Below are 22,036 nucleotides of genomic sequence, written 5' to 3'. Positions count from 1 at the left end.
TGAAATTCGGGATCAGCCGCCGCAGCCGCCGATTGTCACTTTGACGTTCTTGGTTGCCTTGGCAAAGCTGCCGTCGGCCAGCTTTGCGATCGCCACCACGTCCTGCGTGCCGGCAAGGCGAATGCGGGTCGATGCGAACTGGCTGCCGGCCAGCTCACCAAAGTTGAAGGTCGCCACACCCGGGGTCGGGTTGCCCATGGCCAGCACCATGATGGCGCTCGCGCCCTCGGCGGAAACCGAAATCGGAACGGTGTTGCCGTTCTCGGCGATCTCGGGCGCGTCCAGGTTGACCCCGCCTTCGGCGACGTCAGCACCGCCGGTGAACTCGGCGATGGCATCCTCGCCCGCCGCGTTCACGCGGAACGGCAGCACGGTCAGGGCAACAGCACCGGCACCCAGGGCCAGCGTATCGCGACGTGTAAAGTCCATGTTTCTACTCCTCAGTGGTTTGGTACAGCGCCCTGGTCACTCTTCGTATTCCAGAGTGCCCAAGAACGCGACAACATCCTCGACCTGCTGCGCAGTCAGCAGCGGGCCGAACGAATCGTCAGCCGCCTTGCCCGTGTAGGCGTTGCCCGGGCGGACAAAACCGTCGACACGGTAGTAGGACGGCATCACAGTCCCATCATAAGTTTTCTTGGCATTAACCAGAATTCCGCGCAGTTCCGCTTCGTTCCAGCGATCGGCCACACCGTCAAGGCTGGGTCCGACATTGCCTTGGAAGGCTGCATAATCCAATGCGCTGACCTCGTGGCAGGCAACACAGTTGCCCAGACCGCGATTGGTCATGATCTTTTCCCCTTCTTCGGGGTTTCCGGGCGTTCCGGTAAGCGATTGGTCGACAGCACCGTATTCGTCGAACTGGACATCGCTTGGTGCGATCTCAGCGGCAAATGCGGCGCCGGTTACCAGCGTTGCCGCCAGTGTCAATGTTGCAAGCTTCATGATTCCTCCCGTGGCTTCAGCTCTTGTGACCGAGTTGGCTCGGTATACCGTAGTTTACCAAGCCCCGTATTGGCAACATCAAATTCACAATTATGAATTATTGATTTTCCAGACCTTGCGATCAATCGTTACCTTGCTGTTGGCGCTCTTGAATTTTTCTTGCGTGATAACGCTGGAAATCTTCCCCGTTATCAAGCTCGTACCGTTTCTCGTTCACCCATACGAACATGTCGTAGGCGGTCTGCGCACCGAAGGCGCCCGGCATGATTGCAACGGCTGCATCCTGCGCCGTCATGCCCTCGGGCACCTCTTCGGGCAGGAAGATGACGGTTGGCGTAAAGAGAATCCCCCATTTGCGCGCGGCGGCCTTTTCGCTCAGCGCCTCACCGTCCAGATCCACCATTTCCGTGTCGCCATGCAGGTTGAGTTGCACGACAAAGAAATTCTCGTCGATATAGGTCGAGATATCTTCGCGCGGGTACACCTCTTCATGCATCTTCTTGCAGTAGATGCAGCCGCGCTGCTCCATCATCAGCACCAGCCGCTTGCCCTCGGCATTGGCCTCGGCCAGGTCATCGCGCAGATCCTTGAAGGTGTCGCGCATCCACGGCTGCTTGTGCAGCCCGTCATCGCCCAATTCGGCCGCCCATACCGGCAGGGCGAACATGATGGCCCAAAGGCCCAGTATCAGTTTCTTCATAGCTTCCTCCCTTTATCGGCTTCACCCGAGTCGCGAAAACACGGGGAAGGTGTCGATCATCCAGTTCGCAATCTCGTTGATCATGCCTGTTGCAATAAGAATTGCGAAAACGACCAGCATCACGCCCAGCACCTTTTCGACATAGGGCTGGTACTTGCGGTTGCGCTGCACCCAATTCAGGAACGGGCGCGCGAACAGCGCGGCGACGACAAAGGGTGCGGTCATGCCGATTCCGAAAAGCGCCAGCAAAAGCCCCCCGCGCCAAACCTCGCCCATGCCGCTGGCGATCATCAGGATCGTGGCCAGCACAGGGCCCACGCAGGCCGACCAGCCAAAGCCGAAGGCCAGCCCCATCACATAGGCCCCGATCACCGAGCTTGGGTCCATCTTGGATTCCATGCGCGCCTCTCGGTAAAAGATGCCGATGCGGATCACGCCCAGAAAATGCAGGCCGAACACGAAAATCAGCGCCGCCGCAGCGTACCGCAACACGTCGAACCAATCACGAAACACCTGGCCCAAGGCCGTCGCGCCCATTCCCATCAGCATGAAGATGCTGGTCACGCCAAGCGCGAAAAACACCGCCGACAGGAAAAGCCGCCGCTGCGCACCGGGCGCAATCTCGCCCTCGCCGCGCAGTTCGGTCATGGACAGGCCGGCCATGTAGCTAAGGTAGAACGGCACCATGGGCAGGATGCATGGGGTGAAGAATGCCAAAAAACCGGCCAAGGCCGCACCCGCGAACGTGACATCCATTTGACCATACTCTCCTTGAGAAATTCACATATTCAGATTAAGTTGTGTATACCGTTGTAGTCAATTGGATGCGTCATGACGATCAGGAATTTTTTGGCCGGTGTTTTGCTTGCCTCGGGCCTTGCCACGCCGGCCATGGCAGTCGAATTGATAATGGTCGAACAGAAGGGCTGTCATTACTGTATTGCCTGGAAAGAAGATATCGGCCCCGCCTACCCCAACACCGAGATGGGGCAATTCGCGCCATTGCGCATGATCGACATTTCCGACACGCCTCCCGACGATGTCAGTTTCGATGGCCGTGTCGTCTTTACCCCGACATTCGTTCTGGTGGATGATGGGGAAGAACTGGGCCGGATCGAGGGGCACCCGGGAGAGGATTTCTTTTGGGGGATGCTGCATCGGTTGCTGACCGAGGAAGCCGGGTATACCGGATCGAATTGATCTCCGCATCGGCCATGCCCGCGCCGGGCACTGGCGTATGCGGACAAGAACACAGGGTCGCTGGGGAGCACAAGGCGGCAGGGAAAAGTAGAGGGGAAGACAGGTGAGCCTACCGGTTTTCGATGAAGGCATCTCGGACAGCGAGATGGACCGCATCATGGGCAATGCCACGACTGCTTCGAACTTTCTCAAGGCCGTAAGCCACGAAGGCCGACTTCTTATCCTGTGCCACCTCGTCTCGGGCGAGAAATCCGTTACAGAACTTGAAGAGCTGCTTTCCGCCCGACAGGCCGCGGTCAGTCAGCAACTTTCGCGCCTGCGCCTCGAGGGTCTGGTGATCCCCCGACGCGAAGGCAAGGCAATCTATTATCGTTTGGCAGACGACCGTCCAAAACGTATACTGGAACTGGTCTACGACCTGTTTTGCGAGTGACCGCGACCGTCACGCGCCACCGTAGACCAGGAGGACACAATGCTTGAATGGATTTCAGACGAAGCGCTCGTAGCCCTGGTCGGGCTGGGTGGCGGCATCCTGTTGGGCCTGGCCGCCCGGCTGGGCCGGTTTTGCACCATGGGCGCTATAGAGGACATGCTTTACGGCGGATCGGACCTGCGCATGCGCATGTGGATACTGGCCATCGGCGTCGCCATCCTTGGCACGTTCGGGCTGGCCGCTATCGGCGTGCTCGAGCTTGAAACGTCGTATTACCTGTCGATCCGCTGGATGCCCGTCGCGGCCGTCCTGGGCGGGCTCATGTTCGGCTACGGCATGGCTCTGGCGGGCAATTGCGGCTTCGGCTCGATCGCGCGGGCGGGCGGCGGCGATTTCCGCGCCTTCGTGATCGTGGTGATCATGGGGGTTTCGGCCTACCTTGTGCTGTCTGGGCCGCTGGCCACGCTGCGCGTCTGGGCTTTTCCCCAGGCCGACGTGGTCAATGACATGCCCCCGGGCCTGGCGCATCTGCTGCACGAATGGACCGGCATCTCGGTTTCGGCCATCGGCCTGGCCATCGGCGCGGTCGTGACCATCGGCGCACTGTCCTCGCGCAGCATCCTGGCCAGCCCGCAATCGATCTTCTGGGCCGCGATCGTGGGAATCGCCGTGGTCAGCGGCTGGGCCGGAAGCTATTGGGTGGCCAGCAACGGCTTCACGCCCATGCCCGTGGTGTCGCACAGCTTTTCCGCGCCCGTGGGCGAAACCTTGCTTTTCGCCATGACCGGCTCGGCGCGCGCGCCGTCTTTCGCGGTGGGGTCGGTCACGGGGGTTGCGGTCGGGGCCTTTATCGGCTCGCTCATCAAGGGGCATTTCCGTTGGGAAGCCTGCGAAGACCCGCGCGAACTGCGCCGCCAGATCATCGGCGCCGCCCTGATGGGCGCCGGGGCCGTGCTGGCATTGGGCTGCACAATCGGCCAGGGGCTGTCGGCCTTTTCGATGCTGGCCTTTTCGGCACCGCTTGTCTTTGCCTCGATCATCGCGGGCGCGGCGCTTGGCCTGCGGCAACTGATCGAAGGGTTCCAGCCGGCGGAATAAACCCGCAATCCACGCATGAAAAAGGGGCCCGCCTGGCCCCTTTTTCGCGTTTCGCAGCTTTGAAACGGTTCATATCTTCATCTGCGTGTATTTCTTCAGCTCGGTCCGGGCGATCTGGCGGCGGTGCACCGCGTCGGGCCCGTCGGCAAGGCGCAGGGTGCGCACCTGCGTCCATTTATGCGCCAGCGGCGTGTCCTGGCTGATGCCCTGGCCGCCATGCAACTGCACGGCCTCATCGATCACCTTCAACGCCATACGCGGCGCCACCGTCTTGATCATGGAAATCCACGGCGCCGCGGCGCGCGCGTCGCCCTGGTCCATGTACCAGGCAGCCTTCAGGCACAGCAAGCGTGCCTGTTCGATCTCCATCCGGCATTCCGCGATGATGTCGAAATTGGCCCCAAGCTGCGCCAACGGTTTGCCAAAGGCCTCGCGCTCAAGCGACCGCTTGCACATCAGTTCCAGCGCAGATTCGGCTTGGCCGATGGCCCGCATGCAGTGATGGATACGCCCCGGCCCAAGCCGACCCTGCGAGATTTCAAAACCACGCCCCTCGCCCAGTAGCAGGTTTTCCGCAGGCACCCGAACATCCGTGAATCGCATATGCATGTGCCCGTGCGGCGCGTCGTCATGGCCGTAAACCTCCATCGCGCGCAGCTTTTCGATGCCGGGGGTGTCGGCAGGCACAACGATCATCGAGTGGCGCTGGTGTTTCGGCGCGTCGTCACCGCCGGTCTTGACCATGACGATATAGACCTTGCAACGCGGGTCGCCCGCGCCCGAGGCCCACCATTTCTCGCCGTTCAGCACGTAATGATCGCCATCGCGCACGCAGGACATCGAAACATTCGTGGCGTCGGAACTGGCCACGTCCGGCTCGGTCATCAGGTAGGCCGAGCGAATCTTGCCCTCGAGCAGCGGCGCCAGCCATTCTTCCTTCATCTTTTCGTTGCCGTAGCGTTCGAACACTTCCATGTTGCCGGTGTCGGGGGCCGAACAGTTGAACACCTCGGCGCCAAGCGGCGTGCGGCCCATTTCTTCGGCGAAATAGGCATATTCCACCGTGGTCAGGCCAAAGCCCCGGTCGCTGTCGGTCAGCCAGAAATTCCACAGACCATCGGCCTTGGCCTTGGTCTTGAGGCCTTCCAGGATCTCTGTCTGCCGCTCGGTAAAGGCCCAGCGATCGCCCTTGGCCACCTCTTGCTCGTATTCTTCGGCCAGCGGCGCGATCTCGCTGCGGATCATCTCTGCCACGCGGGCCAGCAGCTTGCGGTTTTCCTCGCGCATCCCGAAATTCATGTCCATAGATCAGCTCCTCCCTCAGACCGTTCCAACCTGCGAAATTTGATTTCGCAGCCATATCAGCACGTCGCGGTCAGGATGAAAAGCTCCAAGCCGCGCGACGGGACGTCACAACAACTGGCAGACCGGAACAAAGGGGAATGTGGTGCGGCCGGCGAGACTCGAACTCGCACGAGTGTTACCTCACAGCGACCTCAACGCTGCGCGTCTACCAATTCCGCCACGGCCGCAGACCTTGACTTGGTGAGCGGGCGTATAGACGAGCGGCGCGGCGTTGTGAAGGCCCAAAACGGCCCCTTCATGCCGAAATTTTCCCGTGCCGCGCGGCTGACCCGGGTGGCACGCCAGGCGCCGGCTGCGGGGCCACATCGACAGTCGCGCATGCGCAGCACCCCGTGCCCGCGCCATGCACCCGGCGCCGGGGCATGTCATTTTCGGTTAAACCGCCTATATATTCGGGTGATGGGGCTGGCCTGGTGGGTGCGGCACCGTCCGCCGCGCTTTCGTGCCCACCCCGTGCCGGGCCGCGCCGTTGCCCAAAGGAAAGGACCGTCAATGACCATGCCGCAAATCCGTGTCGACATCGTGTCTGATATCATGTGCCCTTGGTGCATCATCGGTTACAAAGAGCTCGAGGCCGCCGCCGCGCAAACGGGGGTGACATTGGGGTTGCGCTGGCACCCGTTCGAACTCAACCCCGACATGGGCCCCGATGGCGAAGAAATGACCGCCCATATAATGCGCAAATACGGCATCACCCAGGAACAAAGCGCGGAGAACCGCGCGGTTCTGAAACAGCGGGGGGCGGCTTTGGGCATTGATTTCGCCTTTGCCCCGGGGACGCGCATGCGCAACTCGTTCCGCGCGCATCAATTGATAGACTGGGCCGAGGGCAATGACGCGCAACACGATATGAAACTGGCGCTGTTCGCGGCGCATTTCAGCGCCGGGTTGAATGTCGATGACATCGCCACGCTGGCCGGCATCGCCGAAACGCTGGGACTGGATGCCAGCGATGCCGAAGCCGCGCTGCACGAGGGCCGCCACGCCGACGCCGTACGGCGCAAACAGGCTTTCTGGCAACAGCAGGGCATCACCGGCGTGCCGGCCATGGTGTTCGCGCAGCAATACCTTGTCACCGGCGCACAGGGGCCCGAGGGGTATGCCCATATCCTGCACCAGCTTGTGGCCGAGCCCGCCTGATCCGCCTTTTCTTTCGCGGGTCTTCGGTCTAAAGCGCGCAGCATGGTGGAATGGATCATCTCTGACGGATTGACCGATTATGACCACGCCTGCCGGGTGATGGAGGAGCGCGCCGCCGCCGTTGCCGCGGGCACCGCGGACGAGGCGATCTGGCTGCTGGAGCATCCGCCGCTCTATACCGCTGGCACCAGCGCGAAACCCGCCGATCTGGTCGATCCCGACAGGTTCCCGGTCTACCCCAGTAAACGCGGCGGCCAGTATACGTATCACGGGCCGGGGCAACGCGTGGTATACGTGATGCTGAACGTCGGACAACGCGGCCATGACGTGCGCCGGTTTGTGCAGCAGCTTGAAGCCTGGGTGATCGCCACCCTGGCCGAGTTCAACGTGACAGGCGAGATTCGCGAAGGCCGCGTGGGCGTCTGGGTGCCCCGCCCCGAAAAGCCGCTTGGCGCGGATGGCCAGGTGACCGAGGACAAGATCGCGGCCATCGGCATACGCCTGCGCAAGTGGATCAGCTTTCACGGCATTTCGATAAATGTCGATCCCGACCTGCGCCATTTCGACGGCATCGTGCCCTGCGGCATCACCGATCATGGCGTGACCAGCCTTGTCGACCTGGGCTTGCCCGTGACGATGGATGACATCGACCTGGCGCTGAAGCGCAGTTTTACCCGCGTCTTTTCGACGGATCGATGACGATCCGTGCAGGGCGTCACGAAAAGGTGCGCCGAAAGATCACATTGCCTTGCCGACAAACCATCATATTTGTGCATACAATGCGAGACCAACCAACTGGAGACCAGAATACATGAACAAGTTTCTGACAGCCGCAGCCTTCATGGCGCTTGCCGCTCCTGCCTTCGCCGAGGGTGACGCAGCCGAGGGCGAAAAGGAATTCCGCAAATGCAAGGCCTGCCACATGATCGTGGCCGATGACGGCACCGAGATCGTCAAGGGTGGCCGCACTGGCCCGAACCTGCACGGCATCGTGGGGCGCGTGGCCGGCTCGGTCGAGGGTTTCCGCTACGGCAACGGCCTTGAAGCCGCCGCCGAGGACGAGTTCGTCTGGACGGCCGAAGCGATCGCAGAATACGTGGCTGACCCAAGGGCATGGCTGGATGCGCAGGGCTATCCGAACCAGTCCAAGATGACGTTCAAGCTGCGCAGGGGTGGCGAGGATGTCGCGGCCTATCTCGCGACCTTCTCGGACGCCGAGTAACCCGAGGGCGCGTTGCCTGCGCCCATAGTTCAACCGAAATGCAATGCGGCCGCGCGGCACCCCTGCGCGGCCGTTTGCCTTTCGGGCGATCGCCCGACGCATCCCGCGCCTGTGTACCGGCCGCACAAGGCATGACCCGTAACGATCCCGGCCCCGGCAAGCGCCACGTCGGCGCGTGAATTCCCGGCCCCGCCTGCCTTGGCCAAGCGGGGGGGGGGGTGCGACAATTAATTTTGATCTGGATCAAACAACGCCATTGCCGGTGCCCACCAGTCATTCTAAAACGCGAATGGATAGCCGTGCGTCGGGATTCCGCCGCATACCAAGGGACACAACAGGAGGCAGACAATGGCAGACGCAGCCATTCACGGCCACGACCATGAAGATCAGCGCGGTTTCTTCACCCGCTGGTTCATGTCGACCAACCACAAGGACATCGGGATTCTGTACCTGATCACGTCGGCGATTGTCGGCCTGGTCTCGGTGCTTTTCACCGTTTACATGCGCTTGGAGCTCATGGAGCCCGGCGTGCAATACATGTGCCTCGAAGGCGCACGCTTTACCGCGGCCGCCGCTGGCGAATGCACCCCCAACGGGCACCTCTGGAACGTGATGATCACCTATCACGGTGTCCTGATGATGTTCTTCGTGGTGATCCCGGCATTGTTCGGCGGCTTCGGCAACTACTTCATGCCGCTGCAGATCGGCGCGCCGGACATGGCTTTCCCTCGGATGAACAACCTCAGCTACTGGTTGTTCGTTGCGGGCACGTCGCTGGGCGTGGCCTCGCTGCTTGCCCCCGGTGGCAATGACCAGCTTGGCTCGGGCGTCGGCTGGGTGCTTTACCCGCCGCTCAGCGTCAACGAGGGCGGCATGTCGATGGACCTGGCGATCTTCGCCGTCCACGTCTCGGGTGCCTCCTCGATCCTCGGCGCGATCAACATGATCACCACGTTCCTGAACATGCGCGCGCCGGGCATGACCCTGTTCAAGGTGCCGCTGTTCTCGTGGTCGATCTTTGTCACCGCCTGGATGATCCTGCTGGCACTGCCGGTTCTGGCAGGCGCGATCACGATGCTGCTGACCGACCGGAACTTCGGCACCACCTTCTTCGACCCGGCAGGTGGCGGCGACCCGGTTCTTTACCAGCACATCCTGTGGTTCTTTGGTCACCCCGAGGTTTACATCGTCATCCTGCCTGGCTTTGGCATCATCTCTCACGTTGTCGCCACGTTCAGCCGCAAACCGATCTTCGGCTACCTGCCGATGGTCTGGGCCCTCATCGCCATCGGCTTTCTCGGGTTCATCGTGTGGGCACACCACATGTACACGGTGGGCATGTCGCTGACCCAGCAATCCTACTTCATGCTGGCCACGATGGTCATCGCGGTCCCGACCGGCGTCAAGATCTTCAGCTGGATCGCGACGATGTGGGGCGGCTCGATCGAATTCAAGACACCGATGCTCTGGGCCTTTGGCTTCCTGTTCCTGTTCACCGTCGGCGGCGTGACCGGCGTGGTGCTCAGCCAGGCGGGTGTTGACCGTGCCTATCACGACACCTACTACGTTGTGGCGCACTTCCACTACGTGATGTCGCTGGGCGCCGTCTTTGCCATCTTCGCGGGCGTCTACTTCTACTTCCCGAAGATGACAGGCCGGATGTATCCGGAATGGGCGGGCAAGCTGCACTTCTGGGCGTTCTTCATCGGCGCAAACCTGACATTCTTCCCCCAGCACTTCCTGGGCCGTCAGGGCATGCCGCGCCGCTACATCGACTATCCCGAGGCCTTCGCGGTCTGGAACTACTGGTCGTCGATCGGGGCTTTCATCAGCTTCGCATCCTTCGTGTTCTTCTTCGGTGTGATCATCTACTCGCTGCTGCGCGGCGCCCGCGCCACCGAGGCGAACCCGTGGAACGAATACGCCGACACGCTGGAATGGACCCTGCCCAGCCCTCCGCCCGAACACACGTTCGAGCAACTGCCCAAGCAGGAAGACTGGGACAAGGGGCACGCCCACTAAGGGCCACGCTCTGAACCACACGGATCGGGGCCCGGACAGATCGTCCGGGCCCTTCCATTTTCTGCCGCAAACAAGCCAGACATCATGCCCTATCGCTGGACCGTCCAAACCCCGACCGCGCGCCGGCTTGAACTCTGGCCGCACCGCTCGCTGCCGCGACGCGGTTTCGCCGCCTTCATCCTGGGCACCTTCACGCTGATCACGATTCCGCTTTATCCGCTGCTCGGTACCTTCGTTCTGTGGGGGATACTGCCCTTCATGCTGCTGGCCGTGGGTGGCATCTGGTGGGCGCTGGAACGCAGCTATCGCGATGGCGAGATACTTGAGGTGCTCACGCTCGATCCAGAAACGATCCATCTCAGCCGCAGCGCGCACAAGGTGGCCCAAAAGGAATGGCAGGCCAACAGCTATTGGGTGCGCGCCGAGATGCACCAAACCGGCGGCCCTGTGCCCTATTACGTGACGCTCAAGGGCAACGGGCGCACGGTTGAAATCGGCGCCTTCCTGTCAGAGGAAGAGCGCCGCAGCCTTTATGGGGAACTGGCGAGCGCGCTCAGCGAAACCCGCGCGGCCCATGGCCCGGATGGCTGACGACCGCGCGCGACTGGCCGACTGACCTTCTGGTAGGCTTGGGCCGACAGTGCTGCATCCCGGTCCCGCAGGCACGAAAAACCCCGCCACGGCACAGGCCGGGCGGGGCATCCTTGCAAAGGTCATTGCGTCAGGTGCTCAACCGGTCTTTCACCATGGGGCCGACCGCACCGAAATCCATCCTGCCGGTATATTTTTCTTTCAGGGCCCCCATCACCTTGCCCATGTCGCGGATAGACGTTGCGCCGATGTTGGTGATTGCCGCATCTATCGCGGCGCGCACTTCCTTGTCGCTCAACTGCCGGGGCAGGAACTCTTCGATCACCTCGATCTCGGCGCGCTCGCGCTCGGCCAGGTCCAGCCGCCCGCCTTCTTCGTAGGCGCGCGCGCTTTCCTGGCGCTGCTTGGCCATCTTGCCAAGTATGGCAAGCACGTCCGCATCGCTGACACCGCCCTCTTCGCCATCGCCGCGCGCGGCAATATCGCGATCCTTGATCGCCGCGTTGATCAGGCGCAGCGTCGACAATCGGTCAGCCTGCCTTTCCTTCATCGCCTTTTTCAGCGCCGCGGTGATCCGCTCTCTCATATCCATGTCGTCGCCATCCCCTTGGCTTCGTTTGAAGGGTCAGAGATAGGCACAAACACCCTCTCTGACAACCGCGCTTCGCCCTTGACCGGGCGAGGCCAGGGGCATAGGTATCCGCCAATTTGGCCGCTCGGAGGATTCCCCATGTCGCAGACACCCCGCCCCACCGCCTGCCTTGCCCTTGCAGATGGCACGCTGTTTTACGGGCGCGGCTTCGGCGCCACCGGTCAGGCCCAGGCCGAGCTGTGTTTCAACACCGCGATGACCGGCTACCAGGAAATCATGACCGACCCGTCCTACGCCGGCCAGATCGTAACCTTCACCTTCCCCCATATCGGCAACGTGGGCGTGAACCCCGATGACGATGAAACCGCCGATCCGGTGGCAGCCGGCATGGTGGTGAAATGGGATCCGACCGAACCAAGCAACTGGCGCGCGGTCGAGCCCCTGTCAGACTGGCTGGCCCGGCGCGGGCGCATCGCCATTGGCGGCGTCGACACCCGCCGCCTGACCCGTGCCATCCGCCAGCAAGGCGCGCCGCACGTGGCGCTGGAACACAACCCCGATGGCCAGTTCGACGTCGAGGCACTGGTTGCCCGCGCCCGCGCCTTTTCCGGGCTCGAAGGGCTGGACCTGGCCAAGGATGTCACCTGTGCACAATCCTATCGCTGGAACGAGATGCGGTGGGCCTGGCCACAGGGCTACGCGCCGCAGACGGATGCGAAATTCAAGGTCGTCGCGGTAGATTACGGTGCCAAGCGCAACATCCTGCGTTGCTTGGCCAGCGCGGGCTGTGACGTGACCGTTCTGCCCGCCACCGCCACCGCGGACGAGGTGCTGGCGCATGAGCCCGACGGCGTGTTCCTGTCGAATGGTCCGGGCGACCCTTCGGCAACCGGCGCGTACGCCGTGCCGATGATCCGCGGCGTGCTGGATCGCACCGATCTGCCCATGTTCGGCATCTGCCTTGGCCACCAGATGCTGGCACTGGCGCTGGGGGCACGGACCGTCAAGATGAACCATGGCCATCATGGCGCCAACCACCCGGTCAAGGACCTGGAAACCGGCAAGGTCGAGATCACAAGCATGAACCACGGCTTTGCCGTTGACAGCCAGAGCCTGCCGCAGGGCATCGTGGAAACCCATGTTTCGCTTTTCGATGGCTCGAACTGCGGGCTGCGCGTGGCCGATCGCCCGGTCTTCTCGGTGCAGTATCACCCCGAGGCCAGCCCCGGCCCGCAAGATAGCTTTTACCTGTTCGAACGCTTCGCCGCTTCCATGAACACGCGTCAACCTGCCTGACGCCGTTCGTCGGGCCCCATTGCGATTAATCCACTGTTAACCCTGCTGTTTTACCCCTTGGGAAAAGGGAAGGAAACAGCGGGTGACAGAACTCGTCCAAACGCCGTTCACGGCGCACAAGCCGGTCAGGCCGTATAGTTTCGCGTCGCATTTGCGCAGGCGCGGGTTGGTTTCACCCCAAGTGCTGCTCAGGGCGCAATCGGCCCGGCAACATCAGGATGCCGACCTGTCGGACCTGTTGCGCCTTGGATATGGCATTGACGGTAACATGCTGTTGCAGGCACGGGCCGACCACCTCGGGGTCGGTCTGTTCGATCAATCCAGGCACATGGTCGATACCGATGCCCTGGCGGCACTTGGCCCGGCGACCTGCCTCAAGCATACGCTTCTGCCAACGCGCGACCGCGCGGGCAAGCGCCTGCTGGTTTGCGCCCGGCCTGATCGGCTTGACCGGGTGCGCAACACGCTGCCCCGGGTTTGGGCTGACGCCCCCCTCGTGCTGACGGACGAGGCCACGGTGCAGCAAACCGTCGCCGCGCTCGGAAAATCCGTGCTGGTTGCCGCTGCGTCGGCCCGTGTTCCGGCGCGGGAAAGCTGCCGCACCTGGGGCCGGCATCCGCGCCGCCGCCTGGCTTGCACCGCTGTCGCCGTCATCCTTTGTCTTGCCCTCGTGATCGCCTATCCGTTCGAAAGCCTGACGGCGCTGGTCACTTGGGCCTGTTTCACGCTGATCGTATCGGCCCTTCAGAAAACCGCGGCGCTGGTCTCCTTCTTGACGCGCCCGCGCCGCCCCGGGCCAGTACAGCCGCCCACCAACGCCCCCCTGCCCCGAGTCTCGGTACTGGTGCCGCTGTTTCGCGAACGCAACGTGGCCACAGTCCTGGTCGAGCGCCTGTCGCGCCTGACCTATCCCAAGGCATTGCTGGACGTGGTCCTAGTGCTGGAAGAAACCGACACGCTGACACGCGACGTGCTAGCCGATGTCACGCTGCCGCCATGGATGCGCATGGTCGTCGTGCCAGACGGTCAGCCGCGCACCAAGCCGCGGGCGATGAATTACGCGTTGGATTGCTGCCGCGGCGACATCATCGGGATCTGGGACGCCGAGGATGCCCCCGCGCCCGAGCAGATCGATCGCGTGGCCGCCCGGTTCCTGACAGCGCCTGACGACCTGGTCTGCCTGCAAGGGGTGCTTGATTATTACAACCCCCGGCAAAGCTGGCTGGCGCGCTGTTTCACCATCGAATACGCCACATGGTTTCGCGTCATGCTGCCGGGAATGGCGCGGCTGGGCTTTGCCATCCCGCTGGGCGGCACCACGCTGTTCTTTCGCCGCGACGCATTGGAGGAACTGGGCGGCTGGGATGCCCATAACGTGACCGAGGACGCCGATCTGGGCTTTCGGCTGTCCCGCCACGGCTATCGCACGGAAATGATCGACACCACCACCGGCGAAGAGGCGAACTGCCGCATCTGGCCCTGGATCAAGCAACGCTCGCGCTGGCTCAAGGGGTACATGGTCACCTGGATCGTGCATATGCGCCGGCCGCGTGTCCTGATCCGGCAGATGGGGTGGTGGAAATTCCTTGGCATGCAGACCCATTTCATCACCGCGCTGTCACAATTTCTGCTGGCGCCGTTGTTGTGGTCGTTCTGGCTCATGCCGCTGGGGGTCACGCATCCTATGGAACACGTGCTGTCACGCGACTTGCTGCTGATGATGGGAAAACTGTTTCTCGGGGTCGAGCTTTTGACCATGGGTGCGGCGATCTATGCCGTGCGGGGCGCCGAGCACCGCCATCTCTGGCCCTGGGTGCCCAGCCTGCATTTGTACTTTCCGCTAGGCTGCATCGCCGCATACAAGGCGCTATGGGAGTTGATCACGGCGCCTTTTTACTGGGACAAGACGGAACATGGCCTGTCGCTGCATCTGCCCAGTCGGGGCCTAGTCCCCCACCGATTTGACAGCGCCAGAATCGAGCTTCAGACGCGTCACGAAAGCCTTTGAAATGTGGTCTTTCAGCGTTTGATAGGCCACCTCTTCATTCCGGTTGGCAATCGCGTCAACGATGGCGTCATGCTCGGTTATCGTGTCGCGCCCGCGCCCCTCGGCCGCGATCGAGGTGGTGGCCATCAGGGCCATCGAGCGATGCACCAACCCAAGCTGCTGCACCAGGTACCGATTGTGGCTGGCCAGGTGGATCTGCTTGTGAAACCGGCGGTTCGCGCGGCTCAGGGCCTGCGGCTGATCGGTCAGGCCGCGATCATCCTCGACCATGTCGCGCAGAACGCGAATTTCCTCTTCCGTGGCATGGCGCGCGGCCAACCGCGCGGCCAACCCCTCCAACTCGGCACGCACCACGTAAAGTTCGCTCAACTGGTTGTGGTCCAGCGACGCCACGATCAACGACCGCCCGTCGCGCGTCAACAGGGATTGCGTTTCAAGACGCTGCAACGCCTCGCGGATCGGTGTGCGTGACACCCCGAACCGGTCGGCCAACTCGCTTTCCACCAGCCGGTCGCCCGGCCGATAGGTGCCGCTGTCGATCGCGTCCAGGATCAGGCTGTAGGCATCCTTTTGCGGGGTCTTGAGATCGCTCATATCCGTCTGGTCTCCGTGCTCGATCGCGACAAGGTAGCCCTCACTGCACCCGGCAATCAAGCGCCGTGTCTTGTGCGCGGCGCCGCGCCGCAGTAGGCAGAGCCCATGCCCAGAGAATTCTTCAGCCATGTCGACAATTGGGTCTTTGACCTCGACAACACGCTTTACCCGCCCCAGGCGCGCCTGTTCGACCAGATCGAGATACGCATGACGCAATTCGTGATGGACCATCTGGGCGTCGATCATGCCCAGGCAAACCATTTGCGCCACCATTACTGGCAAACGCACGGGACCACGCTGGCCGGGTTGATGCGCGAGCACCAGATCGACCCCGAGCCCTACCTTGTCGAGGTGCATGACATCGACATGCGCCACCTGGATGCCGACCCTGACCTGGCCGCGCGCATCCGTGATCTGCCCGGGCGGCGCATCGTCTATACCAACGGCAGCGCGCCCTATGCCGAACGGGTTCTGGCCCAGCGTGGCCTGTCGGGCCTGTTCGACGCGATCTATGGGGTCGAGGACGCGGGCTACCGCCCCAAACCCGAGCGCGAGGCCTTTCAGGCAATCTTTGAGCGCGACGGCCTGGCCCCCGACCGCGCCGCGATGTTCGAAGACGATCCGCGCAACCTGACCGCGCCGCACCAGATGGGCATGCGCACCGTTCACGTGGCACCAGAGCGCCTTCAGGCCAGCCATATTCATCACCACACGGACGACCTGTCAGGGTTCCTGGCCAAGATATTGTAACCGTGGCGCAGGCGCATTGTCGCACTGCGGCAATCTGCATCTTTCATTCGCGATCGTGAATGTTAACTGTTGCAACAGCGCAACCAGGAGACACCGATCATGACACTTGCCGACACCCAAACCACCGCGTCCGACCCCCGCAACGACACCAAAAGCGAAGACGCGCTGGCCCGCAAGATCCTGCTGACAGTGCTTCTGGCGCTGGTGGGCTGGGGGCTGGCCATCGCCCAATGGGGCGTGCCGGGCCTTTACATTCCCGCGCTGGCAATGGTGCCGGTGATGTATGTCGTGCTGATCATGATCAGCCGCGGCTGACCCGTCAGCGCGGCGGGACAGGATGCCGCTTGGAAACCTGCCCCCAACCGGCCTAGATTGCCCGTGACAGGAGGCAAACAGGCCATGACCCATCAATCAGTTGATATTCTGGTGTCCGGCGGCGGTGTCGCCGGGCTGACCGCTGCGGCCGTGTTCGGGGCGGCGGGCTTTTCGGTTATATGCGTCGACCCCGCCCCGCCGGTCACCGAACGCGACGCCGAAGGCAGCGACCTGCGCACCACGGCCTTTCTGCAACCCGCGCAGGCCCTGCTGGAACGCGCCGGGCTGTGGGACAGGCTGGCGCCCCACGCGGCAAACTTGCAGATCATGCGTATCGTCGATGCCGGCGGGCCCGATCCGACGGCGCGGCTGACCAAGGACTTCAACGCCTCAGACATCTCCGAACGCCCCTTTGGCTGGAACCTGCCCAACTGGCTTTTGCGGCGCGAGATGGTCGCCCGGCTGCACGAGCTCGAGAATGTCGAGTTTCGTGCAGGCACCGGCACCACGTCCGTTTTCACCCGCGAAGGCGAGGCGCGCGTGGGCCTGAGCGATGGCACGCAACTGCGCTGCAAGCTGGTGATCGCCGCCGACGGGCGAGACAGCCCCGTGCGGCAGGCCGTGGGCGTGCCCGTGAAAACCACGCGCTATGGGCAGAAAGCACTGGCCTTTGCCGTCACCCATCCGGTTCCGCATGACAACATCTCGACCGAGATCCACCGTTCGGGTGGGCCTTTCACGCTGGTGCCCCTGCCCGATTACGAGGGGCGGCCCAGCTCGGCCGTGGTCTGGATGGAGCAAGGGCCCGAAGCGATACGCCTGTCGAACCTGCCGGTCGACGCGTTCGAAGCGGCCATGAACGCGCGGTCCTGCCTGCTTTACGGACCATTGACGCTGGCCTCGCAGCGGACGGTCTGGCCAATCATCAGCCAACTGGCCGAACGCATGTATGCCGAGCGCGTGGCGCTGGTGGCCGAGGCCGCCCACGTGGTGCCGCCCATCGGCGCGCAGGGCCTGAACATGAGCCTGGGCGACATGCGCGTCTTGCTGGAACTGGCCGAGGCCGCGCCCGACCGCCTGGGCGATGCGAAAATGCTTGAAACCTATCACAGGCGGCGGCACCTCGACGTGCAGGCACGCGTAACCGGAATCGACGTGCTCAACCGTGCCTCGATGGTGTCGGCACAGCCCATGCGCGATCTGCGGATGATGGGGCTGAACGCGATCTATTCACTGCCCGCGGTACGACGCACGATGATGCAGATGGGGCTGGGCGCGCGGGGGTGATCTTGCGCACCCTTCGGGCCCGCCCGGAGGAGGGGGCGCTGCCCCCTCTTGGCCCTATGGGCCAATTCACCCCCGGGGTATTTCAGGCAAGAGGAAGAGATCAGAGCACCTGGTCGACCACCTTTTGCAGCCGGTCCAGGGCAGCGGGCACATCGTAGAGCTTGTCGAGACCGAACAGGCCCAGGCGGAAGGTCATGAAGCCCTCGGGCTCATCGCATTGAAGCGGCACACCCGCAGCGATCTGCATACCCAGCGCGGCGAATTTCTTGCCATTCTGGATCTCGGGATCGGTGGTGTAGCTGACGACCACGCCCGGGGCGCCGAAACCTTCGGCGGCAACCGATTTCACGCCCTTCTCGGCCAGCATCGCACGCACGCCATTGCCCAGGGCCCATTGTGCCTGGCGCAGCTTTTCAAAGCCAAAGTCGCGCGTTTCGAGCATCGTGTCGCGAAAGGCGCGCAGCGCATCGGTGGGCATGGTCGCGTGATAGGCGTGACCGCCCTGTTCGTAGGCTTCCATGATGGCGCGCCATTTCTTGAGATCCATGGCAAAGCTGTCAGAGCTGGTTTCGGGCAGACGGTCGAGCGCGCGCTGCGACATCATGACAAGGCCAGCCGAGGGGGAGGCGGACCACCCCTTTTGCGGGGCCGAGATCAGCACGTCGACGCCGGTTGATTTCATGTCTACCCAAGCGCAGCCGCTGGCGATGCAATCGAGCACCATCAGCGCGTCCACGTCATGCGCGGCCTGCGCCAATTTGGAAATGTAGTCGTCGGGCAGGATCAGCCCGGCGCTGGTTTCCACATGCGGGGCGAACACCACGTCGGGTTGCGCGGCGCGAATGGCGGCTGTCACCTCGTCGATCGGCGCGGGCGCAAAGGGCGCCTGCGCGCCGTTGCCGGTCTGCCGGGCCTTGAAGACCGTGGTCTCGCGGGTGAATTGCCCCGCGTCGAAAATCTGGCTCCAGCGGAAGGAGAACCACCCGTTGCGCACGATCAGCGCGTGGGCCTCGTGGCCGAACTGGCGCGCAACAGCCTCCATCGCGTAGGTGCCGCCCCCGGGCACCAGCGCCACGCCATCGGCGTTATACACCTCTGCAAGCATGTCGGAGATGTCGCGCATCACATGCTGGAAACTTGCAGACATGTGGTTCAGCGAGCGGTCGGTGAAAACCACCGAGTATTCCAGCAGCCCATCGGGATCGACTGAATCGAGCAAAGCGGTCATGGCGTGTCCTTTTTCATGCGTCTTGGTGCCCTGATAACGCCTGGCGGACCCGAAAGGCAAAACCAATCGTGGCCCGGCCTTCAGATCGGGCCGGGGCGGCGTTCTTCGGAGAGGAGCACGTTGGCCTCGACATTGCCGACGCCCGGCAAGGTCATGATCCGCCGGCGCAGGACGCGTTCGAAATCGGCGATGTCGCGGGCCACCACGCGCAGGCGATAATCATACAGGCCCAGCACGTGCTCAACCGTCTGAACCTCGGGGATCGCGGTGACCGCACGTTCGAAATCTTCCAGGCTGACGCGGCCCTTGGTGGCGAGTTTCAACCCCAGGAACACGGTCACGCCAAAGCCAAGCGCGGCATGGTCGAGATCGAGCCGGGGGGCGCGCAACGCGCCCGCGTCGCGCAACCGTTTAAGACGCCGCCAGGTGGCAGGCTGCGACAGGCCCAGCGCGCGGCCCAACGCACCGGCCGATTGTCCGGCATCCGTCATCACCGCGCGAACCAGGCGGCGGTCGGTTTCGTCCAGCTCGATCATAGCGGCAGCGCCTCGTCGCTTTTCAGCAGCGCCACGTGCATCAGCGCCTCGATATCGGCGATATGCGGCAAGGTCAGGATGCGATCCCGATACACCTGCTGGTAATGGGCTATGTCGCGCGCGATCACCGACAGGCGGGCATCGACCACGCCCAGGAGGGTCTGGATCTCGATCACCTCGGGCACCGCGCGGGCGGCGGCGATGAATTCATCGAAGGCGCGCGGCTGCGTCTTGTCGAGAGTCACGCGCAGGCTGACTTCGACCTCGTAACCCAGCACGCCCCAGTTCACCCGCCCGCGCAGGCCGCGCAGCACACCCGTCGCCCGCATCCTGTCCAGCCGGCGGGTCAGCGTGCTGGGCGTGACGCCGGCGCGTGCAGCAAGGTCGGCCGCGGGCATGTCAGGGGCAGCCTGGTACTGGCGAAGAATGCGGCGATCGGCATCGTCAAGCATGGATTTTCCGTATCTGGGAATTTTCGTGAATTGAATTTCCGCCAAATTGCCAATTTCCACGCAAAACGCAAACACCTTTTCCTGGAACCGCCTAGACTGCGCCGCAACCGACCCGCAACAAGAGGAAAAATCATGCGCGTTTATTACGACCGCGATTGCGACATCAACCTTATCAAGGACAAGAAAGTGGCCATCCTGGGCTATGGCAGCCAGGGCCACGCCCATGCGCTGAACCTGCGTGACAGCGGCGCCAAGAACCTTGTCGTCGCCCTGCGCGAAGGCAGCGCGTCGGCCAAGAAGGCCGAGGCCGAGGGCCTGAAGGTCATGGGCATCGCCGAAGCCGCGGCCTGGTGTGACCTGATCATGTTCACCATGCCCGATGAATTGCAGGCCGAAACCTACCACAAATACGTGCATGACAACCTGCGCGAAGGCGCGGCGATTGCCTTTGCCCACGGCCTGAACGTGCATTTCGGCCTGATCGAGCCCAAGCCAGGCGTCGACGTCATCATGATGGCGCCCAAGGGCCCTGGCCACACCGTGCGCGGCGAATACACCAAGGGCGGTGGCGTGCCCTGCCTTGTGGCCGTCAACAACGACGCCACCGGCAAGGCACTGGAAATCGGGCTGTCGTATTGCTCGGCCATCGGTGGCGGGCGCTCGGGCATCATCGAGACCAATTTCAAGGAAGAGTGCGAAACCGACCTCTTCGGCGAGCAAGCCGTGCTGTGCGGTGGCCTGGTCGAGTTGATCCGCATGGGCTTTGAAACGCTGGTCGAGGCGGGCTATGCGCCCGAAATGGCCTATTTCGAGTGCCTGCACGAGGTGAAGCTGATCGTCGACCTGATCTACGAAGGCGGCATCGCGAACATGAACTACTCGATCTCGAACACGGCCGAGTATGGCGAATATGTCAGCGGCCCGCGCGTTCTGCCCTACGACGAGACGAAGGCGCGCATGAAGGCGATCCTGAACGACATCCAGACCGGCAAGTTCGTGCGCGACTTCATGACCGAAAACGCCGTTGGCCAACCCTTCTTCAAGGGCACGCGCCGCATGAACGACGCCCACCAGATCGAGGAAGTGGGTGAAAAGCTGCGCGGGATGATGCCGTGGATTTCCGCGGGCAAGATGGTTGACCGCGAAAAGAACTGATCCTGTTTCGATACCGGATGAGAAAGGCGGGCCCACGGGTCCGCCTTTTTGAGTTCCAGGCTCCTGCCGCTTGACAGCGGCGCGGCGATGCGGTGGGGTGCGGGCACTGCAACGGGGGCGTCCGCGCACGCGGGCTGAGAAGCACCCTTGGAACCTGAACCGGATCATGCCGGCGTAGGAAGTTGCGAACCGTCCCCTTCATGGCGGCTTCGTCCTTTCGCGCAGGCGAAGGGACGTGATGAATACCACCTTCGACCAGCGATGTTTTCCTTTCCCCGCGCCGCTGCGGGGCGCCCGCTTGCAGCCCATGAATGCAGGACAAGGAAACACCAGATGACAGTTTTCACCGATCAGACCGTGCTTGTCACCGGGGCGGGCCGCGGCCTGGGCGCCGCGATTGCGCGTGCCTTTGCCCGCGAAGGCGCCAAGGTGGCCATCAACTATCGCAAGAGCGAACAGGCCGCGCAGGCCCTTGCCGCGGAACTGGGGGCCAACGCCGCCGCGTTCCAGGCCGACGTGACCGACCCGGGTGCGGTAGCGGGCATGGTTGCCGCCATCACCGACCGTTTCGGCGCACCCGACGTGCTGGTGCATAACGCGCTGGCCGATTTCCAGTTCAACGGCGATGCGCGCAAGGGGCTGGATACGATGGAATGGGCCGATATCGCGCATCAGGCGGAAACGGCCGTGGGCGGCGCGCTGAACCTGATCCGTGCGCTGCGCCCGCATTTTGCCGAACGCGGTGCAGGCCGTGTCGTCACCATCGGCACCAACCTGGTGCAAAACCCGGTCGTGCCCTACCATGACTACACGGCCGCCAAGGCGGCGCTGCTGGCGCTGACCCGCACGGCGGCGCGTGACCTGGGCCCGCTGGGGGTGACGGTCAACATGGTGTCGGGCGGGTTGTTGCGCGTGACCGATGCCAGCGCTGCCACACCCGATGCGGTGTTCGACCTGATCGCGCAGCAAACGCCGCTGGGCCAGGTCACAACGCCCGAGGAACTGGCCGACGCGGTGCTGTTTTTCGCCTCGCCCTGGGCGCGGGCCGTGACGGGGCAAAACCTGATCGTCGATGGCGGGCTGGTCAGCGGCTAACCCGCGCGGTTG

The 22,036-nt window shown here is 63.1% G+C and carries 24 protein-coding genes, 1 tRNA gene, 1 pseudogene and 1 riboswitch; of the genes and pseudogenes, 15 read left to right on the top strand and 11 right to left on the bottom strand.

Features of this window, described 5'->3' with window-relative positions; translation table 11 throughout:
- Positions 1-12: 12 nt before the first annotated feature.
- The 4 genes from soxY to M8744_RS09440 form a co-directional block, all read right to left on the bottom strand.
- Entirely contained in the window at positions 13-429 is a 417-nt protein-coding gene (soxY, locus tag M8744_RS09455; RefSeq protein ID WP_251414045.1) for a thiosulfate oxidation carrier protein SoxY, read from the bottom strand.
- 36 nt (positions 430-465) lie between these two features.
- Positions 466-945, bottom strand: a complete 480-nt coding sequence (gene soxX, locus M8744_RS09450) for a sulfur oxidation c-type cytochrome SoxX (RefSeq protein ID WP_251414043.1) — start codon at positions 943-945, stop codon at positions 466-468.
- A gap of 121 nt (positions 946-1,066) precedes the next feature.
- Positions 1,067-1,645, bottom strand: coding sequence for a thioredoxin family protein (locus M8744_RS09445; protein WP_251414040.1), 579 nt, complete (start codon positions 1,643-1,645; stop codon positions 1,067-1,069).
- Between the two features lie 21 nt (positions 1,646-1,666).
- A complete protein-coding gene (locus M8744_RS09440; protein ID WP_251414038.1) occupies positions 1,667-2,401 on the bottom strand; it encodes a cytochrome c biogenesis CcdA family protein in 735 nt (244 codons plus the stop codon).
- 75 nt (positions 2,402-2,476) lie between these two features.
- Here M8744_RS09440 and M8744_RS09435 point away from each other — a divergent pair, with 75 nt between their 5' ends.
- The 3 genes from M8744_RS09435 to M8744_RS09425 all read left to right on the top strand — a co-directional run bounded on the left by M8744_RS09435 (position 2,477) and on the right by M8744_RS09425 (position 4,376).
- The gene (locus tag M8744_RS09435; protein ID WP_251414036.1) at positions 2,477-2,845 is read left to right on the top strand and encodes a thioredoxin domain-containing protein; all 369 of its coding nucleotides are present in this window, start codon (positions 2,477-2,479) and stop codon (positions 2,843-2,845) included.
- A gap of 145 nt (positions 2,846-2,990) precedes the next feature.
- On the top strand, positions 2,991-3,278 hold the full coding sequence (locus tag M8744_RS09430) for an ArsR/SmtB family transcription factor (protein ID WP_251414691.1): 288 nt from the start codon (positions 2,991-2,993) through the stop codon (positions 3,276-3,278).
- A 39-nt stretch (positions 3,279-3,317) separates the two neighbouring features.
- Entirely contained in the window at positions 3,318-4,376 is a 1,059-nt protein-coding gene (locus M8744_RS09425; RefSeq protein ID WP_251414034.1) for a YeeE/YedE family protein, read from the top strand.
- Positions 4,377-4,445: 69 nt separating this feature from the next.
- On the opposite strand, the gene M8744_RS09420 is transcribed toward M8744_RS09425, so the two are convergent.
- Together M8744_RS09420 and M8744_RS09415 are read right to left on the bottom strand one after the other, a co-directional pair.
- Positions 4,446-5,681, bottom strand: a complete 1,236-nt coding sequence (locus tag M8744_RS09420; RefSeq protein ID WP_251414032.1) for an acyl-CoA dehydrogenase family protein — start codon at positions 5,679-5,681, stop codon at positions 4,446-4,448.
- A 140-nt stretch (positions 5,682-5,821) separates the two neighbouring features.
- A tRNA-Leu gene (locus M8744_RS09415) sits at positions 5,822-5,908 on the bottom strand.
- Positions 5,909-6,233: 325 nt separating this feature from the next.
- Here M8744_RS09415 and M8744_RS09410 point away from each other — a divergent pair.
- The 5 genes and pseudogenes from M8744_RS09410 to M8744_RS09390 all read left to right on the top strand — a co-directional run bounded on the left by M8744_RS09410 (position 6,234) and on the right by M8744_RS09390 (position 10,716).
- On the top strand, positions 6,234-6,881 hold the full coding sequence (locus tag M8744_RS09410) for a DsbA family oxidoreductase (protein ID WP_251414030.1): 648 nt from the start codon (positions 6,234-6,236) through the stop codon (positions 6,879-6,881).
- 39 nt (positions 6,882-6,920) lie between these two features.
- Positions 6,921-7,580 (top strand): annotated as a pseudogene (lipB, locus tag M8744_RS09405) (lipoyl(octanoyl) transferase LipB); the annotation flags it as partial.
- Positions 7,581-7,692: 112 nt separating this feature from the next.
- A complete protein-coding gene (locus M8744_RS09400; protein ID WP_251414026.1) occupies positions 7,693-8,103 on the top strand; it encodes a c-type cytochrome in 411 nt (136 codons plus the stop codon).
- A 348-nt stretch (positions 8,104-8,451) separates the two neighbouring features.
- Complete coding sequence (gene ctaD, locus M8744_RS09395) at positions 8,452-10,125, top strand: cytochrome c oxidase subunit I (protein ID WP_251414024.1); 1,674 nt, start codon at positions 8,452-8,454, stop codon at positions 10,123-10,125.
- An 84-nt stretch (positions 10,126-10,209) separates the two neighbouring features.
- Positions 10,210-10,716 carry a DUF2244 domain-containing protein gene (locus M8744_RS09390; RefSeq protein WP_251414021.1) on the top strand — a complete coding sequence of 169 codons (507 nt, stop codon included), beginning with the start codon at positions 10,210-10,212 and terminating at the stop codon, positions 10,714-10,716.
- Between the two features lie 130 nt (positions 10,717-10,846).
- Here M8744_RS09390 and M8744_RS09385 read toward each other — a convergent pair whose 3' ends face one another.
- Positions 10,847-11,308, bottom strand: a complete 462-nt coding sequence (locus M8744_RS09385; protein ID WP_251414017.1) for a GatB/YqeY domain-containing protein — start codon at positions 11,306-11,308, stop codon at positions 10,847-10,849.
- Positions 11,309-11,446: 138 nt separating this feature from the next.
- On the opposite strand from M8744_RS09385, the gene carA reads away from it, so the two are divergent.
- Together carA and M8744_RS09375 are read left to right on the top strand one after the other, a co-directional pair.
- Positions 11,447-12,604, top strand: a complete 1,158-nt coding sequence (gene carA, locus M8744_RS09380) for a glutamine-hydrolyzing carbamoyl-phosphate synthase small subunit (protein ID WP_251414014.1) — start codon at positions 11,447-11,449, stop codon at positions 12,602-12,604.
- Between the two features lie 166 nt (positions 12,605-12,770).
- Positions 12,771-14,612 (top strand): glycosyltransferase, encoded by a 1,842-nt coding sequence (locus M8744_RS09375; RefSeq protein WP_251413995.1) that lies wholly within the window; start codon positions 12,771-12,773, stop codon positions 14,610-14,612.
- Here the strand turns inward: M8744_RS09375 and M8744_RS09370 are convergent.
- Positions 14,550-15,206 carry a GntR family transcriptional regulator gene (locus M8744_RS09370; RefSeq protein ID WP_251413980.1) on the bottom strand — a complete coding sequence of 219 codons (657 nt, stop codon included), beginning with the start codon at positions 15,204-15,206 and terminating at the stop codon, positions 14,550-14,552. The two genes, M8744_RS09375 and M8744_RS09370, sit on opposite strands and share 63 nt — an antisense overlap.
- Before the next feature lie 105 nt (positions 15,207-15,311).
- On the opposite strand from M8744_RS09370, the gene M8744_RS09365 reads away from it, so the two are divergent.
- The 3 genes from M8744_RS09365 to M8744_RS09355 all read left to right on the top strand — a co-directional run bounded on the left by M8744_RS09365 (position 15,312) and on the right by M8744_RS09355 (position 17,558).
- Positions 15,312-15,956, top strand: coding sequence for a pyrimidine 5'-nucleotidase (locus M8744_RS09365; RefSeq protein ID WP_251413977.1), 645 nt, complete (start codon positions 15,312-15,314; stop codon positions 15,954-15,956).
- Positions 15,957-16,055: 99 nt separating this feature from the next.
- Positions 16,056-16,271 carry a hypothetical protein gene (locus M8744_RS09360; RefSeq protein WP_251413975.1) on the top strand — a complete coding sequence of 72 codons (216 nt, stop codon included), beginning with the start codon at positions 16,056-16,058 and terminating at the stop codon, positions 16,269-16,271.
- A gap of 84 nt (positions 16,272-16,355) precedes the next feature.
- Positions 16,356-17,558, top strand: coding sequence for a UbiH/UbiF family hydroxylase (locus M8744_RS09355; protein WP_251413972.1), 1,203 nt, complete (start codon positions 16,356-16,358; stop codon positions 17,556-17,558).
- Positions 17,559-17,658: 100 nt separating this feature from the next.
- Here M8744_RS09355 and M8744_RS09350 read toward each other — a convergent pair whose 3' ends face one another.
- The 3 genes from M8744_RS09350 to M8744_RS09340 all read right to left on the bottom strand — a co-directional run bounded on the left by M8744_RS09350 (position 17,659) and on the right by M8744_RS09340 (position 19,774).
- Positions 17,659-18,786, bottom strand: a complete 1,128-nt coding sequence (locus M8744_RS09350) for an aminotransferase class V-fold PLP-dependent enzyme (RefSeq protein ID WP_251413969.1) — start codon at positions 18,784-18,786, stop codon at positions 17,659-17,661.
- A gap of 80 nt (positions 18,787-18,866) precedes the next feature.
- Entirely contained in the window at positions 18,867-19,322 is a 456-nt protein-coding gene (locus M8744_RS09345) for an Lrp/AsnC family transcriptional regulator (protein WP_251413967.1), read from the bottom strand.
- Positions 19,319-19,774, bottom strand: coding sequence for an Lrp/AsnC family transcriptional regulator (locus M8744_RS09340; RefSeq protein ID WP_251413964.1), 456 nt, complete (start codon positions 19,772-19,774; stop codon positions 19,319-19,321). Before M8744_RS09340 ends, M8744_RS09345 begins: the two co-directional genes overlap by 4 nt.
- 132 nt (positions 19,775-19,906) lie before the next feature.
- On the opposite strand from M8744_RS09340, the gene ilvC reads away from it, so the two are divergent.
- Together ilvC and M8744_RS09330 are read left to right on the top strand one after the other, a co-directional pair.
- Complete coding sequence (ilvC, locus tag M8744_RS09335; protein ID WP_251413961.1) at positions 19,907-20,929, top strand: ketol-acid reductoisomerase; 1,023 nt, start codon at positions 19,907-19,909, stop codon at positions 20,927-20,929.
- A gap of 103 nt (positions 20,930-21,032) precedes the next feature.
- Positions 21,033-21,127: riboswitch (TPP riboswitch) on the top strand.
- Between the two features lie 135 nt (positions 21,128-21,262).
- The gene (locus M8744_RS09330) at positions 21,263-22,024 is read left to right on the top strand and encodes a 3-oxoacyl-ACP reductase (RefSeq protein ID WP_251413958.1); all 762 of its coding nucleotides are present in this window, start codon (positions 21,263-21,265) and stop codon (positions 22,022-22,024) included.
- Positions 22,025-22,036: the final 12 nt, after the last annotated feature.

The sequence above is a fragment of the Lutimaribacter degradans genome, assembly GCF_023703375.1.
GTDB lineage: Bacteria > Pseudomonadota > Alphaproteobacteria > Rhodobacterales > Rhodobacteraceae > Lutimaribacter > Lutimaribacter degradans.
The sequence above is the reverse complement of the archived record's forward strand: the minus strand, read 5'-3'. Positions and strand labels throughout refer to the sequence as shown.

Coding starts and splice junctions, on each gene's coding strand:
- M8744_RS09340 (WP_251413964.1), bottom strand. CDS start 19,774: ATGCTTGACGATGCCGATCGCCGCATTCTTCGCCAGTACCAGGCTGCC.
- M8744_RS09410 (WP_251414030.1), top strand. CDS start 6,234: ATGACCATGCCGCAAATCCGTGTCGACATCGTGTCTGATATCATGTGC.
- M8744_RS09385 (WP_251414017.1), bottom strand. CDS start 11,308: ATGGATATGAGAGAGCGGATCACCGCGGCGCTGAAAAAGGCGATGAAG.
- M8744_RS09425 (WP_251414034.1), top strand. CDS start 3,318: ATGCTTGAATGGATTTCAGACGAAGCGCTCGTAGCCCTGGTCGGGCTG.
- M8744_RS09390 (WP_251414021.1), top strand. CDS start 10,210: ATGCCCTATCGCTGGACCGTCCAAACCCCGACCGCGCGCCGGCTTGAA.
- M8744_RS09420 (WP_251414032.1), bottom strand. CDS start 5,681: ATGGACATGAATTTCGGGATGCGCGAGGAAAACCGCAAGCTGCTGGCC.
- M8744_RS09355 (WP_251413972.1), top strand. CDS start 16,356: ATGACCCATCAATCAGTTGATATTCTGGTGTCCGGCGGCGGTGTCGCC.
- M8744_RS09400 (WP_251414026.1), top strand. CDS start 7,693: ATGAACAAGTTTCTGACAGCCGCAGCCTTCATGGCGCTTGCCGCTCCT.
- M8744_RS09370 (WP_251413980.1), bottom strand. CDS start 15,206: ATGAGCGATCTCAAGACCCCGCAAAAGGATGCCTACAGCCTGATCCTG.
- M8744_RS09330 (WP_251413958.1), top strand. CDS start 21,263: ATGACAGTTTTCACCGATCAGACCGTGCTTGTCACCGGGGCGGGCCGC.
- M8744_RS09435 (WP_251414036.1), top strand. CDS start 2,477: ATGACGATCAGGAATTTTTTGGCCGGTGTTTTGCTTGCCTCGGGCCTT.
- soxX (WP_251414043.1), bottom strand. CDS start 945: ATGAAGCTTGCAACATTGACACTGGCGGCAACGCTGGTAACCGGCGCC.
- M8744_RS09345 (WP_251413967.1), bottom strand. CDS start 19,322: ATGATCGAGCTGGACGAAACCGACCGCCGCCTGGTTCGCGCGGTGATG.
- M8744_RS09440 (WP_251414038.1), bottom strand. CDS start 2,401: ATGGATGTCACGTTCGCGGGTGCGGCCTTGGCCGGTTTTTTGGCATTC.
- M8744_RS09365 (WP_251413977.1), top strand. CDS start 15,312: ATGCCCAGAGAATTCTTCAGCCATGTCGACAATTGGGTCTTTGACCTC.
- M8744_RS09430 (WP_251414691.1), top strand. CDS start 2,991: ATGGACCGCATCATGGGCAATGCCACGACTGCTTCGAACTTTCTCAAG.
- soxY (WP_251414045.1), bottom strand. CDS start 429: ATGGACTTTACACGTCGCGATACGCTGGCCCTGGGTGCCGGTGCTGTT.
- M8744_RS09445 (WP_251414040.1), bottom strand. CDS start 1,645: ATGAAGAAACTGATACTGGGCCTTTGGGCCATCATGTTCGCCCTGCCG.
- M8744_RS09360 (WP_251413975.1), top strand. CDS start 16,056: ATGACACTTGCCGACACCCAAACCACCGCGTCCGACCCCCGCAACGAC.
- ctaD (WP_251414024.1), top strand. CDS start 8,452: ATGGCAGACGCAGCCATTCACGGCCACGACCATGAAGATCAGCGCGGT.
- M8744_RS09350 (WP_251413969.1), bottom strand. CDS start 18,786: ATGACCGCTTTGCTCGATTCAGTCGATCCCGATGGGCTGCTGGAATAC.
- carA (WP_251414014.1), top strand. CDS start 11,447: ATGTCGCAGACACCCCGCCCCACCGCCTGCCTTGCCCTTGCAGATGGC.
- ilvC (WP_251413961.1), top strand. CDS start 19,907: ATGCGCGTTTATTACGACCGCGATTGCGACATCAACCTTATCAAGGAC.